This is a genomic window from Sphingopyxis sp. UBA6723, from assembly GCF_002454115.1.
Lineage (GTDB): Bacteria > Pseudomonadota > Alphaproteobacteria > Sphingomonadales > Sphingomonadaceae > Sphingopyxis.
Map to the genome: position 1 here is coordinate 404,365 of NZ_DKIH01000010.1, position 13,894 is coordinate 418,258.

Consider the following 13,894-nt stretch of genomic DNA (forward strand, 5'->3'; position numbering starts at 1 on the left):
ACCAGAAACGGGAGACTCGACCATGCGACAGATTGATCACCATATCGTCGGCGGAGCCGGTGGCAGCGCCCGTCAGGGCGACGTGTTCGACCCCAATAATGGCAGCGTGCAGGCGCAGGTTGCACTGGGCGATGCCGCGCTGCTCGATCGTGTCGTCGCGGCGGCCAAGGCCGCGCAGCCTGCCTGGGCGGCAACGAACCCGCAGCGCCGCGCGCGTGTGATGTTCGAGTTCAAGCGCCTCGTCGAAGCCAATATGGACGCGCTCGCGCACATGCTGTCGAGCGAGCATGGCAAGGTGATCGCCGATTCGAAAGGCGATATTCAGCGCGGCCTCGAAGTCATCGAATTCTGTTGCGGCATCCCGCATGTGCTCAAGGGCGAATATACGCAGGGCGCCGGCCCCGGCATCGACGTCTATTCGATGCGCCAGCCGATCGGCATCGGCGCGGGCATCACCCCGTTCAACTTCCCCGCGATGATCCCGCTGTGGATGTCGGGCGTCGCGATCGCGACGGGCAATGCGTTCATCATCAAGCCGAGCGAGCGCGACCCCTCGGTCCCCGTCCGCCTCGCCGAACTTTTCCGCGAAGCGGGCTTGCCCGAGGGGATCTGCCAGGTCGTCCATGGCGACAAGGAAATGGTCGATGCCATCCTCGACCATCCCGACATCGGCGCGGTCAGCTTCGTCGGCTCGTCGGACATTGCGCATTATGTCTACAACCGCGGCGTCGCCAACGGCAAGCGTGTGCAGGCGATGGGCGGCGCCAAGAACCACGGCATCGTCATGCCCGACGCCGACCTCGATCAGGTGGTCAATGACCTGACCGGCGCGGCCTTCGGCTCGGCGGGCGAACGCTGCATGGCGCTGCCCGTTGTCGTCCCGGTCGGCGACGACACCGCCAATCGCCTCCGCGAAAAGCTGATCCCCGCGATTGCGGCGCTGCGCGTCGGCGTATCGACCGATGCCGAGGCGCATTACGGCCCGGTGGTGACGCAGGCGCACAAGGAAAAGGTCGAAGGCTGGATCCAGAAATGTGCCGACGAGGGCGCCGAGCTGGTCGTCGACGGCCGCGGCTTCAGCCTTCAAGGCCACGAAAAGGGCTTCTTCATCGGCCCGACGCTGTTCGACCATGTCACCACCGACATGGAAAGCTACAAGGAAGAAATCTTCGGCCCGGTGCTCCAGATCGTCCGCGCCCCCGATTTCGAAACCGCGCTCGCGCTGCCCAGCAAGCACCAATATGGCAACGGCGTCGCCATCTTCACCCGCAACGGCCACGCCGCGCGCGAATTTGCGGCGCGGGTCAATGTCGGCATGGTCGGCATCAACGTGCCGATCCCGGTCCCCGTCGCTTATCACAGCTTCGGCGGCTGGAAGCGCTCAGCCTTCGGCGACACCAACCAGCATGGCATGGAAGGGGTGAAATTCTGGACCAAGGTCAAGACGATCACCCAGCGCTGGCCCGACGGATCGCCCGACGGCGGCAATGCGTTCGTCATCCCGACAATGGGTTGATCGGGCGCATTGCATGAAACCGGCATTGGCTATCGCGCATTTTTCTTCGCCAAGGAGAGAGACGATGATGCGATGGACGATGCCTGCCGCCCTGTTGATGCTCGCCGCGTGCAGCGGCGGGCAGGATAAATCACAGCCCGACGACACAGCAGCGAACAGATCGGTGCAAGAAACCGAGCGCGCCGACCCTGCTGCCACGACGGTCGATTCCGACATGTCTGAAGCAGCGGAAGAATCGGCCGTGAAACCCGAGCCTCAAACTGCCGCCGACGGCCAGACGATCCCGGCCTCGATCCGCGGTCGTTGGGCGCTGAAACCCGCCGATTGCGCCGCGAAGAAAGGCACCGACCTCACCGCGCTGACGATCGACGCGACCAACTTGCGCTTTTACGAATCGCACGGCGAACTCGCGCGCGTCCGCATCAGCGAACCGGGCCGCATCGACGCCGACTATAAATTCAGCGGCGAAGGCGCGACTTGGGATCGCCGGATGCAGCTCGACCTCGCCGACGGCGGCAAGACGCTCGTTCGCCGCGATCAGGGCGAGGGTGCCGCCGCCGGTCCGATGCGCTATACGCGCTGCACCTGATGGTTTTGAAAGGGAGACTCATGTTGGACATTCGCTTGCTTGCCATGGCCGCCGCGCTGCCACTCGCCGCTTGCACCCAGGAACGGCCGCCCGAATCGACCCCGACGCCGCCAGCGGAAATGATGTGCAAGGCTGACGCGGCACAAAGCTATATCGGCCAGACGGCAACGCCCGACCTCGGCGGCGCGATCGTCAAGGCCACCGGTGCGCGCACGCTGCGCTGGGGGCCGCCGCGCTCGGCAATGACGATGGATTATCGTCAGGACCGGGTGAACGTCATGTACGACGACGCTTACAAGATCACGCAGGTCACCTGTGGCTGATTCCAGTCGTCGCAATCACAGCTCGGCGTCTCCCTTCGAACCGATCTACGGCTACAGCCGCGCGGTTCGCGTTGGCAACCGCATTGATGTCGCGGGCTGCGCACCGATCGAAGCCGACGGGACATCGACCGTCGGCGACGCAGGGGTGCAGGCGGCGCGCTGCCTGACCATCATCCGCGAGGCATTGGAGGCGCTCGGCGCTAGCCCCGCCGATGTCGTGCGCACGCGCATGTACATCACCGATGCCGCCGACGCCGATCTTGTCGGGCGCGCGCATGGGGCGGTGTTCGGAGACATTCGCCCCGCATCGACGATGCTCGTCATCCCGGCGCTGATCCGCCCCGAGTGGAAAGTCGAAATCGAAGCTGAAGCCATCCTCATCGAGAAATGACCATGACCGACCAGTTCCAGCTTACCGACGACCAGCTCGCCATTCAGGATATGGCGCGCAAATTCACCGCCGATGCCATTACGCCCTTTGCCGCCGAATGGGACGAGAAAGCGCATTTCCCGCGCGACGTGATCAAACAGGCCGCCGAACTCGGCTTTGCTGCAATTTATGTGAGCGAGGAATCGGGCGGCATCGGTCTTGGCCGATTGGAAGCCGCGCTGATCATGGAAGCCATGGCCTATGGCTGCCCTGCGACGAGCGCCTTCATTTCGATCCATAATATGGCGGCCTGGATGATCGACTGCTTCGGCAGCGCCGAGGTGAAGGCGAAATTCCTGCCCGGCCTCGTCACGATGGAGCAGATCGCGAGCTATTGCCTCACCGAGCCGGGCAGCGGGTCCGACGCCGCGGCGTTAAAGACGAGCGCGCGGCTGGAAGGCGATTATTATGTCGTCAATGGCACCAAGCAATTCATCTCGGGCGCCGGGGTCAACGACATCTATGTCACGATGGTCCGCACCGGCGGGCCGGGTCCAAAGGGGATCAGCTGCCTGGTCATCGAAAAGGACATGCCGGGGGTCAGCTTTGGCGCCAAGGAGCGCAAGCTTGGCTGGAACGCCTCGCCGACCGCGGCGGTGATCTTCGACAATGTGAAGGTGCCGGTCGAAAACCGCGTCGGCGCCGAGGGCGACGGCTTCCGCTTTGCGATGGCGGGGCTCGACGGCGGCCGCCTCAATATCGGCGCCTGCTCGCTCGGCGGCGCGCAGCGCTGTCTCGACGAAGCGGTCGCTTATACCAAGGATCGCCAGCAGTTCGGGCAGCCGATCGCCGATTTCCAGAACACCCAGTTCATGCTGGCCGACATGGCGACCGACCTCGAAGCTGCGCGTGCGCTGCTCTACATGGCGGCGGCCAAAGTCACGGCCAACGCCCCCGACAAATCGCGTTTCTCCGCGATGGCGAAACGGCTCGCGACCGATAGCAGCAGCAAGATCGTCAACGACGCGCTGCAATTGTTCGGCGGCTATGGCTATTTGAAGGATTATCCGATCGAGCGCTTCTGGCGCGACCTGCGCGTTCATTCAATCCTCGAGGGGACCAATCAGGTGATGCGGATGATCATCGGAAGGGATCTGCTGCGCCAATGATTTTTACCCCTCTCCCGTCGGGAGAGGGTTGCGAAGACTTGCGAGCTTGCTCGCTAGTCGAAGCTGGGTGAGGGGTGGTGTGCTATCGATACGGCGGATCCCCTCATCCAACTCCGCCTAACCGGCAAGCCGGTAAGGCTTCATATCCTTCTCCCGACGGGAGAAGGTTTTGAGAGGTTGTATGACCGAAGACATTGTCATCTCGACCGACGGCCGCAGCGGCCGCCTGTCGCTCAATCGCCCGAAGGCGCTCCACGCGCTCAACCTCGCGATGTGCGAAGCGATGATCGACGCGCTCATCAAATGGCGCGACGACGACGCCATCGAAGCGGTGATCATCGACCATAGCGAAGGCCGTGGTTTCTGCGCGGGTGGCGACATTCGCATGCTTGCGGATAGCGGCGCCAAGGACGGCACGGAAGCGCGTCAATTCTTCCACACCGAATATCGCCTCAACCACCTGCTCTTCACCTATCCCAAGCCCATTGTCGCCTTCATGGACGGCATCACCATGGGCGGCGGGGTCGGCATTTCGCAGCCGGCGAAATATCGCGTCGCGACCGAGCATACCCGCTTTGCGATGCCCGAAACCGGGATCGGCCTGTTCCCCGATGTCGGCGGCGGCTGGTACCTGCCGCGGCTCGAAGGCCGCGTCGGGGTGTTCCTCGCGCTCACTGGCGCGCGGCTCGACGGCGCCGAATCTTTGGCACTCGGCCTCGCGACCCATTATCTGCCGTCCGAAAAGCTCGATGACGCAAAGGCGCGCATCGCCGCACACCCCGACCGCATCGGCGGGATCCTGGGTGAGCTGTCGGTCACCGCGCCGCCTGCGGCGATCACCCAGCATATCGACAAGATCAACCGGCTGTTCGCCAGCGACACCTATGAGGAGATCCTCGCCGCGCTCGAAGCCGATGGCGGCGAATGGGCGTTGAAGGAGCTGGCGGCATTGCACAGCAAATCGCCGCAGACGTGCAAGGTCGCGCTGCGCCAGCTGAAGGAAGGCGGCGAGATGCACGACTTTGCGGCGCAGATGACACAGGAATATGCAATCGGCAGCCGCGTCGTTCAGATGCACGACTTCCTCGAAGGCGTGCGCGCGCTGATTATCGACAAGGACAACAGTCCGAAATGGGATCCGGCCAAACCCGAAGCGGTGACCGAGGACTGGATCGACGCAATCTTTGCGCCGCTGCCTGATGATGAGAAATGGACGCCGCTCAATTAGCTTCGTCACCCCGGACTTGATCCGGGGTCCATTCGGCCCCGTCGGAATGGATGCCGGATCAAGTCCGGCATGACGATTTTCAGGAGATCATTGGAATGACCTACGAAACCCTCCTCGTCGAACAGCGCGGCGCCGTCACCTTGGTGACGCTCAACCGCCCGCAGGCGCTGAATGCGCTCAACTCGAAAGTGCTCGACGACCTGATCGCCGCCTTCGCCGCCTTCGAAGCCGATAGCAGCCAACGCTGCGCCGTCCTCACCGGCTCGGGCGACAAGGCGTTTGCTGCGGGCGCCGACATCAAGGAAATGGCCGACAAGCCCGCCTCCGATTTCTACCTCGAAGATTTCTTCTCGAAATGGACGAGCGATTTCGTGAAAAAGGTCCGCAAACCGTGGATCGCCGCGGTCAACGGCTTCTCGCTTGGCGGCGGCTGCGAACTCGCGATGATGGCCGATTTCATCATCGCATCGGACAAGGCGAAATTCGGCCAGCCCGAAATCAAGCTTGGCGTCGCGCCGGGCATGGGCGGCTCGCAGCGACTGACCCGCGCGATCGGCAAGGCAAAGGCGATGGAAATGTGCCTGACCGGCCGGATGATGGACGCCGCCGAAGCCGAACGCTCGGGCCTCGTCGCGCGCGTGGTTCCGCACGAGTCGCTGGTCGAAGAAGCGGTAAAGACCGCGACTGTCATCGCCGCAATGCCGCCGATGGCCGCGATGGTGAACAAGGATATGGTCAACGCCGCGTTCGAAACCACGCTCGACCAAGGACTGATCTACGAACGCCGCCTGTTCCAGATTTTGGCGGCGACCGAGGACAAGGCCGAGGGCATGGCCGCCTTCATCGAGAAGCGCGAAGGCGTGTGGAAGGGGCGGTAGTCCTCCATCCTCTCCCTTTGGGAGAGGCAACGGAGACTTGGTCCGAATGGACCTAGTCGCAGTCGGTGAGGGGCTGTGCACTACCGCTAAGGAAAAACCCCCTCACCAACTTCGCCTAGTCGGCCAAGCCGACAAGGCTGCATATCCTCTCCCCAAGGGAGAGGGAGTTGGAGCAAGACATGAAAATCGTATTCATCGGACTGGGCAACATGGGCGGCGGCATGGCCGCGAATCTGGCGAAGGCGGGTCATGAGGTGCGCGCATTCGACCTTAGTGAAGACGCGCTCGCCCGCGCGGTCGCGGCGGGCTGCGTCCGCGCTGCGTCGGCGGCCGAGGCCGTGACCGGCGCCGAGGCCGTCGTGACGATGCTTCCCGCGGGCAAGCATGTCGCGTCGGTCTATGAAAGCGACGTCTTTCCGAACGCCACGCCGGGCACCTTGCTCCTAGATTGCTCGACGATCGACGTCGCCACCGCGCGCTCGAACATCGAAGCCGCGACCGCCAACGGCCTCGTGGCGGCCGATGCGCCGGTGTCGGGCGGCATCGCCGCCGCCAACGCCGGGACGCTGACCTTCATGGTCGGCGGCACCGACGAAGGCTTTGCCCGCGCGCAGCCGATCCTCGCGCAGATGGGCAAGGCGGTGATCCATGCCGGTGACGCGGGGGCGGGGCAGGCCGCGAAAATCTGCAACAACATGCTGCTCGGCGCCTCGATGGTCGCGACGTGCGAAACGCTCGCGCTGGCGCTCAAGCTCGGGCTCGACCCGCAGAAATTCTTCGACATCGCCAGTGTATCGTCGGGGCAATGCTGGTCGCTGACCAGCTACGCACCGCTCCCCGGCGTCGGCCCGACGACGCCCGCCGACAATGATTACAAGGGCGGGTTCGCCGCGGCGCTGATGCTCAAGGATCTGCGGCTGGCGATGGAGGCAGCGGTCAGCGTTGACGCCGATGTCCCGATGGGCGCGAAGGCGCGCGAATTGTATGAGGCGTTTGTTGCGGCAGATCAGGATGGCCGCGACTTTTCGGCGATTATCCGGACGTTGCAGGGCTGACGCATTGCACCCAACGCCGTTCGCATCGAGCGAAGTCGAGATGCGTCTGGCGCTGTTCTGGCGTGTCTCGACTTCGCTCGACACGAACGGAAGTTTGAGTCCGTTCTAGTAAAAATCCGCCGTCTCGCCGCCGTCCTTGCGCTCGCCGCGGTGCACCTGCGTCGGCGCTTTGCGGTTGCCCGTCCGTACCTCGATCCGGCCGTCAACGCGCCGCACTTCGGCGGGTGCCAATATCCGCGCCCGCGCCACGCCGACCGCGCTCGCGGGCGGTGCCGCCACCGGAGCGGTGACCGGGACGCTGCCGGTGAGCAGCAATAGGGCGAGAAACGACATGGCAATCATGCTCTGCCGTAACGGCAGGTGTGACCAGCGCTTTAACCCTGAATCGCAACTATTTGTGTCCACCGACGGCGGCCGCAGACCAAAGCAAAGGCCGCCTGCCCCGAGCTGGGACAGACGGCCTGCTGATTTTAATCGAAGCGGGTTTAGAAGCCGCTTTTCGCGTCGGCCTTTTCCTTGAGCAAAGGCGCGATCTCGAATCCGTGCTTTTCCAGCGCCGCGACGATCTTGTCGGTGCCTTCCAGCCCGGCCCAGAACATCGGGCCGCCGCGATAGACCGGCCAGCCATAGCCATAGATCCACACGACATCGATGTCCGACGCACGCTGCGCCTTGCCCTCGGACAGGATCAGCGCGCCTTCGTTGACCATCGGATACAGGGTGCGTTCGATGATCTCCTGATCGGTGATCTCGCGCTTTTCGGTTCCGGACTTGGTCCGGAATTCCTCGATCAGTTCGGCAACGCGCGCGCTTTCCGACGGCTGGCGCTTCTCGTCATAATCATAGAAACCTGCCTGCTTCTTCTGGCCCCAGCGGCCCTCGGCGCATAGCGCGTCGCGGATGCTTTCGATGCGGTTGGGGTCGCGGTGCCAGCCGATGTCGACGCCGGCCAGGTCGCTCATCTGGAACGGTCCCATCGGCATGCCGAATTCGACATGCACCTTATCGACCTGCGCCGGGGTGGCGCCTTCCATCAACAGGTTCATCGCCTCCATCTGGCGCGGCTTGAGCATGCGGTTGCCGATGAAGCCATCGCACACCCCCGCGACCACGGCGACCTTGCCGATCTTCTTGCCGATCGCCATCGCCGTTGCCAGCGCGTCGGGCGCGGTCTTGTCGCCGCGCACGACTTCGAGCAGCTTCATGACATTGGCGGGCGAGAAGAAGTGCATGCCCAGCACGTCGCCGGGGCGGCTCGTCGCGGTCGCGATCTCGTCGACATCGAGATAGCTGGTGTTCGACGCCAGGATCGCGCCGGGCTTGGCGATTGTGTCCAGCTTGCCAAAGATGTCCTTCTTGACGTCCATATTCTCATAAACGGCTTCGATGATCAGGTCGCAGTCGGCGAGATCGTCGAGGCTGAGCGTCGGGGTGAGGATGCCCATCATCTGCTCGACCTGCTCGGGTTTGAAACGTCCCTTCGCCGCCGAGGCGTCGTAATTCTTGCGGATCACGCCGACGCCGCGGTCGAGCGCCTCCTGCTCCATCTCGACGATGGTGACTGGGATGCCTTTCTGCAGGAAGTTCATCGAAATCCCGCCGCCCATCGTACCGGCGCCGATCACGCCGACCTTCTTGATCTCGCGCAGCTGGGTGTCCTTGGGCAGGCCGTCGATCTTGGCCGCCTGACGTTCGGCAAAGAAGATATGGCGCTGCGCCGCCGACTGGCTGCCGAACATCAGCTTCATGAACTGCTCGCGTTCGAACGCCAGACCTTCTTCGAAGGGCAGCCGCGTTGCGGCTTCGACGCAGGCGAGGTTGGCGTAAGGCGCCTCGAACCCGCGCCAGCGCTTGGCGTTGGCGGTCTTGAGCTGTTCGATCACCGCGACGTCGCCGAACACCGGGCGTTCGCGCGTCGGGCGGGGGCCATCGGCGATCTTCGCGCGCGCGAAGGCGATCGCATCGGCGGCAAGGCTGTCTTCGCCCGCGAGTTCGTCGACGAGGCCGAGCTCCTTCGCCTTGGCGGCGGGGAGCGGATCGCCGGTCGAGGTCATCGTCGCCGCAGCTTCGACGCCGACGACGCGCGGCAGGCGCTGGGTGCCGCCGGCGCCGGGCAGCAGGCCCAGCTTGACCTCGGGAACGCCGAGCTTCGCCGAGGGGACGGCAATGCGATAATGACAGACGAGCGCGGTTTCCAGACCGCCGCCGAGCGCGGTGCCGTGGATCGCCGCGACGACCGGCTTCGATGCCGCTTCGATGCTATTCAGCACCGCATTAAAATCGGGTCCACGCGGCGGCTTGCCGAATTCGCTGATGTCGGCGCCCGCGATAAAGGTCGCCCCGGCGCAGCGCAGCACGATCGCTTTCACGCTGTCGTCGGACAGCGCGGCGGCGAAATTGTCTTCAAGGCCCTGACGGACGTGCCAGCTCAGCGCGTTGACGGGCGGATTGTTGACGATGATGACGGCGACGTCGCCATCTTTTTCCATCGTGACGGAAACGGGGGTTTCTTCGGACATTTCAGGCTCCTTAAAAGATTCCGTTCGCTTCGAGCGAAGTCGAGAAGCGTCTAGCGCTGCGCTTCGCGTGTCTCGACTGCGCTCGACACGAACGGGGATGGGTTCTCAATTCAATCGTCAATTGCGGCGTGGACCAATGTCTTGACCTCGCGCCGCACGGGATAGGTGGAGGAGGGCATCAGCTGGGTCATGAACACCATGCAGATCTGCTCGACCGGATCGACGAAGAAGCCGGTCGAAAACATGCCGCCCCAATAATAGTCGCCGACCGACCCGGGGGTCATCGTCTGCGCCGGGCTTTCATTCACCGCAAAGCCGAGCCCGAAGCCGACCCCGGCATTTTCGGCCTCGGAAAAGATGCCGACGCTATGCTGCACCAGATCGCCGCCGCCGACGAGGTGGTTCGCGGTCATCAGTTCCAGCGTCTTGCGGCTGATGATGCGCGTGCCATCGAGCGCGCCGCCGCCGAGCAGCATCAGGCAGAAACGGTGATAGTCGGCGAGCGTCGAAGCGAGCCCGCCGCCGCCCGAATGGAAGCTGCGGTCCTTCGCCCAGCGGCTCTTGTCGCCGCTATCGAAGGCTTTCATTTTCGCCTGCGGGTCGAACGCATAACAGTCGGTCAGCCGGTGCTGCTGGTCGGCGGGTACCTTGAACCCGGTGTCGATCATGCCGAGCGGACCAAAGATGCGCTCCTGCAAGACCTCGGCAAACGGCTTGCCCTCGATCCGCTCGACCACCGCACCAAGCACATCGGTCGCCATCGAATAATTCCAGTGCGCGCCGGGGTCGAACTGGAGCGGAATTTTCGCCAGCCCCTCGATGAAGCTGTCCATCGTATAATCGGCATCGAAATCGTCGATCCGCATTTTGCGGTACGCCGCATCGACCGGGGTGCGCTCCTGAAAGCCGTAAGTCAGCCCCGACGTGTGGCGCAGCAGGTCGACCATGCGGATCGGCTGCGTCGGCGCGCGGGTCAGGAACGGCACATTGCCGCCGCCCGCGACAAAGACGCCGGTGTCCTTGAATTCGGGGCAGAATTTCACCAGCGGGTCGGACAGCGCAACCTTGCCCTCCTCGACCAGCATCATGAACGCGACGCTGGTGATCGGCTTGGTCATGCTCGCGATACGAAAGATCGCATCGTCCTTCAACGCCGCGCCCGGCCGCGCCTCACCGACGCACGACAAATGCGCGATCTCGCCGCGCCGCGACACCAGGGTCGCGGCGTGCGGCAGGCGGCCGATGCCGACATATTTGGCCTCGAGAAAGGCGGGAATGCGGTCGAGCCGCGCCGTGTCGAAACCGTGAGTCATGGCATCCCTTTTGACTGTGAAGGCTTCGCGCCTTCCTTTCGTTCCCGTTCGTGCCGAGCGAAGTCGAGACACCCCGAATGCACGCGCGACCGATGCGCATCTCGACTTCGCTCGATGCGAACGGAAGAGGGGAGGCAGATCAAAACCATTGTCTCAATGCGAAGTCTGGCCAAGCAGCTGGCGCGTCACCGGATGCGAACTGGTGAGCCCGCCGTCAACCGCGATCGCCTGTCCATTGACATAACTCGCCTGATCGCTGGCCAGGAACAGCGCCACATTGGCGAGCTCCTCGGGCTGCGCGGCGCGTTTCAACGGATTGAGCTGGCCCAGCTTGTGGGTGACCTCCTTGGCCTTGGCATAGTCGAAGGTCGGCTTGGTCATCCCGGTTTCGGTGAGCCCGGGGCAGATCGCGTTGACGCGCACGCCGCTGGTGGTCAGCTGCTGCGCCGCGGTCTTGGCCAGGTTGATGACCCCCGCCTTCGACGCCGAATAGGCGCCCGGACCCGCGCCCGAATTGAGGCCCGCGACGCTGGCGGTCAGCACGATCGCACCGCCGCGACCCTGATCGACCATGGCTTTTCCGGCATGTTTCACCATCAGCGCCGGGCCGATCAGATTGACGCGCAGCGTCTCGGCCCAGGCGATCGGATCGAAATCGAAGATGCCGCCCATGTCGCCGATGATCCCGGCGTTGGCGAAAGCGATATCGAGCGCGCCATAGTTGTCCTTGGCGGCAGCAACCAGCTTGGCGACATCGGCCTCGACGCCCGCGTCGATTTCCAGTCCGACCGCTTCACCGCCCGCGTCCTTCACCAGCTGCGCCGTCTCATGCACCGCCGCCGTCTTGTCGCCGAGGACCAGCTTCGCGCCCTCGGCGGCGAAGCGCAGCGCGCTGGCGCGGCCGATGCCCGAACCGGCACCCGTAATGATCGCAATCTTGCCGTCCAACGCGCCCATCATGCGCCTCCTGAAATCGTGGCCCCGCCATCGCACACGATGGTCTGGCCGGTGGTGAATGCCCCCGCGCGGCTGGCGAGGAAGACGGCGGCACCGGCGATTTCCGGCGGTTCGCCGATCCGGCGCAGACACGCCATGGCGGTCGCGCGTTTCAACGTCTCGGGATTTTCCCACAGCGCGCGCGCCATGTCGGTGCGGACCAGCCCGGGGGCGATACAGTTGACGCGGACCCCTTGCGCGCCGAATTCGACCGCAAAATTGCGCGCGACCTGCATGTCGGCGGCTTTCGAAATCCCGTAAGCGCCGATGACCGGCGATCCTTTCAGCCCGCCGACCGAACTGATGATGGTGATCGACCCCTCGCTGCGGCCTAGCATCTCGGGCGCGACCATCGAAATCAGCCAGTGGTTGGACAGGATATTATTGTCCATGATCTTGCGGAACTGATCGTCGCTGATCCCAAGGCCGGGGCCATAATAGGGGTTCGACGCGGCATTGCAGACCAGCGCGGTGATCTTGCCGAATGCGGCGCGCGTTTCGTTGACGAGATTCTGCAGGTCGTCCTTCGACGAGATGTTGGCGGCGACCGAAATCGCGGTACCGTCGCCGAACTTCGCGTTGATCTCGGCGGCAGTGGCATCGCAGGCGTCCTGCTTGCGGCTCGAAATCACGACCTTGGCGCCTTGCTCGGCCATCGCTTCGGCGGTGGCCTTGCCGATGCCGCGCGACGATCCGGTGATCAGCGCGACCTGGCCACTCATGTCGAACAGGCTCATGCGCCGGCCTTTCGTGCAAAGTCCCATGCGCGTTCGGCCAGCGGACGGACGCGCTCGGACATGTCCTTCGCGTGCTGCGACGAGGCGGTGCCTTCGATCACGCGCTTCTTGATGCCCTGAATAATCCCCGCGAGGCGGAAGAAATTATAGGCAAAATACCAGTTCATGTCGGGCACGCCGGTGCGGTCGGTGGCGGCGCAATAGCGCTCGACCATTTTGTCGAGCTCGGGAATGCCGAGCGCCTGCCGATCGAGATCCATGACGCCCGAGCGCCCGCCATTTTCGGTCACCCACGCCATCGCGACATAGGTGAAATCGGCGAGCGGATCGCCCAGCGTCGACAGCTCCCAGTCGAGCACCGCCAGAACCTCCGGCCGATCCTTGGCAAAGATCATATTGTCGATGCGGTAGTCGCCGTGGACGACGCTGGTGCGCGTCTGTTCGGGCAGGCTGGCGGGCAGGAACGCGATCAGCTGTTCCATCTCGTCCATCGTCTCGGTTTCGGCGAGGCGGTACTGCTTGGTCCAGCGGTCGACCTGGCGCCCGAAATAATTGCCCGGCTTGCCATAATCGGACAGCCCCGCCGCCTCGACATCGACCTTGTGCAGCGCGGCGAGCGTGTCGATCATCGCTTCATAGGTGGCGCGGCGGTTTTCGGGGGTCGATCCCGGCATTGCGCCGTCCCAGATCGTGTGCCCATCGACCATGCCCATGACATAGAACCAGCTGCCGGTGACGCTTTCGTCGGTGCACAGTCCATATTGGCGCGCGACGGGAAAGCCCATCTTATGCAGGCCGGACTGGACCTTATACTCGCGGTCGACCGCATGCGCCGAAGGGAGCAGCGGGCCATAGGGTTTGCGGCGCAGGACATAATTTCCCGACGGCGCGGAGATTTTGTAGGTCGGGTTCGACTGGCCGCCGGCAAATTTATGCTGGGTCAGCGGGCCTTCAAAACCCTCGACATTCGCTTCCATCCACGCGGTCAGCTTCGCTTCGTCGAGCACGTCGGCGCCCTCGGGCGCGACCGTGCCGCTGAAGGCCTTTTGCGCGTCGAGCGTCATAAGCCCCTCCCCTTCAGGGGAGGGGTTGGGGTGGGGTCTGTCGGGTTAGCACAAGGCCGCGAAACCCCTCCCGCTGCGACTAGGCAGCAAGCTGCCAAGTCTCGCTGCCCTCCCCTGAAGGGGAGGGAGGAAAAGAT

At 64.0% G+C, this 13,894-nt stretch carries 14 protein-coding genes; 8 read left to right on the forward strand and 6 right to left on the reverse strand.

Annotated features, from left to right (window positions below):
* Positions 1-22: 22 nt before the first annotated feature.
* The 8 genes from B4F07_RS10580 to mmsB all read left to right on the forward strand — a co-directional run bounded on the left by B4F07_RS10580 (position 23) and on the right by mmsB (position 7,128).
* Positions 23-1,516, forward strand: a complete 1,494-nt coding sequence (locus B4F07_RS10580) for a CoA-acylating methylmalonate-semialdehyde dehydrogenase (protein ID WP_293701085.1) — start codon at positions 23-25, stop codon at positions 1,514-1,516.
* Between the two features lie 64 nt (positions 1,517-1,580).
* The gene (locus B4F07_RS10585; protein WP_293701084.1) at positions 1,581-2,105 is read left to right on the forward strand and encodes a hypothetical protein; all 525 of its coding nucleotides are present in this window, start codon (positions 1,581-1,583) and stop codon (positions 2,103-2,105) included.
* Positions 2,106-2,125: 20 nt separating this feature from the next.
* A complete protein-coding gene (locus tag B4F07_RS10590) occupies positions 2,126-2,428 on the forward strand; it encodes an I78 family peptidase inhibitor (RefSeq protein ID WP_293701083.1) in 303 nt (100 codons plus the stop codon).
* On the forward strand, positions 2,421-2,819 hold the full coding sequence (locus B4F07_RS10595) for a RidA family protein (RefSeq protein ID WP_293701082.1): 399 nt from the start codon (positions 2,421-2,423) through the stop codon (positions 2,817-2,819). Before B4F07_RS10590 ends, B4F07_RS10595 begins: the two co-directional genes overlap by 8 nt.
* 2 nt (positions 2,820-2,821) lie before the next feature.
* A complete protein-coding gene (locus tag B4F07_RS10600; protein WP_293701081.1) occupies positions 2,822-3,967 on the forward strand; it encodes an acyl-CoA dehydrogenase family protein in 1,146 nt (381 codons plus the stop codon).
* A gap of 181 nt (positions 3,968-4,148) precedes the next feature.
* Positions 4,149-5,195, forward strand: a complete 1,047-nt coding sequence (locus B4F07_RS10605) for an enoyl-CoA hydratase/isomerase family protein (RefSeq protein WP_293701080.1) — start codon at positions 4,149-4,151, stop codon at positions 5,193-5,195.
* Between the two features lie 95 nt (positions 5,196-5,290).
* Positions 5,291-6,073: an enoyl-CoA hydratase-related protein gene (locus B4F07_RS10610; RefSeq protein ID WP_293701079.1), complete on the forward strand. Its 783-nt coding sequence runs from the start codon at positions 5,291-5,293 to the stop codon at positions 6,071-6,073.
* 179 nt (positions 6,074-6,252) lie between these two features.
* On the forward strand, positions 6,253-7,128 hold the full coding sequence (gene mmsB / locus B4F07_RS10615; RefSeq protein ID WP_293701078.1) for a 3-hydroxyisobutyrate dehydrogenase: 876 nt from the start codon (positions 6,253-6,255) through the stop codon (positions 7,126-7,128).
* Positions 7,129-7,233: 105 nt separating this feature from the next.
* Here mmsB and B4F07_RS10620 read toward each other — a convergent pair whose 3' ends face one another.
* The 6 genes from B4F07_RS10620 to B4F07_RS10645 all read right to left on the reverse strand — a co-directional run bounded on the left by B4F07_RS10620 (position 7,234) and on the right by B4F07_RS10645 (position 13,757).
* Positions 7,234-7,461, reverse strand: a complete 228-nt coding sequence (locus tag B4F07_RS10620; RefSeq protein WP_293701077.1) for a hypothetical protein — start codon at positions 7,459-7,461, stop codon at positions 7,234-7,236.
* 152 nt (positions 7,462-7,613) lie between these two features.
* Positions 7,614-9,647: a 3-hydroxyacyl-CoA dehydrogenase NAD-binding domain-containing protein gene (locus tag B4F07_RS10625; RefSeq protein WP_293701076.1), complete on the reverse strand. Its 2,034-nt coding sequence runs from the start codon at positions 9,645-9,647 to the stop codon at positions 7,614-7,616.
* 110 nt (positions 9,648-9,757) lie between these two features.
* Entirely contained in the window at positions 9,758-10,960 is a 1,203-nt protein-coding gene (locus B4F07_RS10630; RefSeq protein ID WP_293701075.1) for a serine hydrolase domain-containing protein, read from the reverse strand.
* 153 nt (positions 10,961-11,113) lie between these two features.
* Positions 11,114-11,917 carry an SDR family NAD(P)-dependent oxidoreductase gene (locus B4F07_RS10635; RefSeq protein WP_293701777.1) on the reverse strand — a complete coding sequence of 268 codons (804 nt, stop codon included), beginning with the start codon at positions 11,915-11,917 and terminating at the stop codon, positions 11,114-11,116.
* Entirely contained in the window at positions 11,917-12,693 is a 777-nt protein-coding gene (locus B4F07_RS10640; protein WP_293701074.1) for an SDR family NAD(P)-dependent oxidoreductase, read from the reverse strand. The genes B4F07_RS10635 and B4F07_RS10640 overlap by 1 nt, the downstream gene beginning before the upstream one ends.
* Complete coding sequence (locus B4F07_RS10645) at positions 12,690-13,757, reverse strand: phosphotransferase family protein (RefSeq protein WP_293701073.1); 1,068 nt, start codon at positions 13,755-13,757, stop codon at positions 12,690-12,692. The genes B4F07_RS10640 and B4F07_RS10645 overlap by 4 nt, the downstream gene beginning before the upstream one ends.
* Positions 13,758-13,894: the final 137 nt, after the last annotated feature.

Coding starts and splice junctions, on each gene's coding strand:
- B4F07_RS10580 (WP_293701085.1), top strand. CDS start 23: ATGCGACAGATTGATCACCATATCGTCGGCGGAGCCGGTGGCAGCGCC.
- B4F07_RS10585 (WP_293701084.1), top strand. CDS start 1,581: ATGATGCGATGGACGATGCCTGCCGCCCTGTTGATGCTCGCCGCGTGC.
- B4F07_RS10590 (WP_293701083.1), top strand. CDS start 2,126: ATGTTGGACATTCGCTTGCTTGCCATGGCCGCCGCGCTGCCACTCGCC.
- B4F07_RS10600 (WP_293701081.1), top strand. CDS start 2,822: ATGACCGACCAGTTCCAGCTTACCGACGACCAGCTCGCCATTCAGGAT.
- B4F07_RS10605 (WP_293701080.1), top strand. CDS start 4,149: ATGACCGAAGACATTGTCATCTCGACCGACGGCCGCAGCGGCCGCCTG.
- B4F07_RS10610 (WP_293701079.1), top strand. CDS start 5,291: ATGACCTACGAAACCCTCCTCGTCGAACAGCGCGGCGCCGTCACCTTG.
- mmsB (WP_293701078.1), top strand. CDS start 6,253: ATGAAAATCGTATTCATCGGACTGGGCAACATGGGCGGCGGCATGGCC.
- B4F07_RS10620 (WP_293701077.1), bottom strand. CDS start 7,461: ATGTCGTTTCTCGCCCTATTGCTGCTCACCGGCAGCGTCCCGGTCACC.
- B4F07_RS10625 (WP_293701076.1), bottom strand. CDS start 9,647: ATGTCCGAAGAAACCCCCGTTTCCGTCACGATGGAAAAAGATGGCGAC.
- B4F07_RS10630 (WP_293701075.1), bottom strand. CDS start 10,960: ATGACTCACGGTTTCGACACGGCGCGGCTCGACCGCATTCCCGCCTTT.
- B4F07_RS10635 (WP_293701777.1), bottom strand. CDS start 11,917: ATGGGCGCGTTGGACGGCAAGATTGCGATCATTACGGGTGCCGGTTCG.
- B4F07_RS10640 (WP_293701074.1), bottom strand. CDS start 12,693: ATGAGCCTGTTCGACATGAGTGGCCAGGTCGCGCTGATCACCGGATCG.
- B4F07_RS10645 (WP_293701073.1), bottom strand. CDS start 13,757: ATGACGCTCGACGCGCAAAAGGCCTTCAGCGGCACGGTCGCGCCCGAG.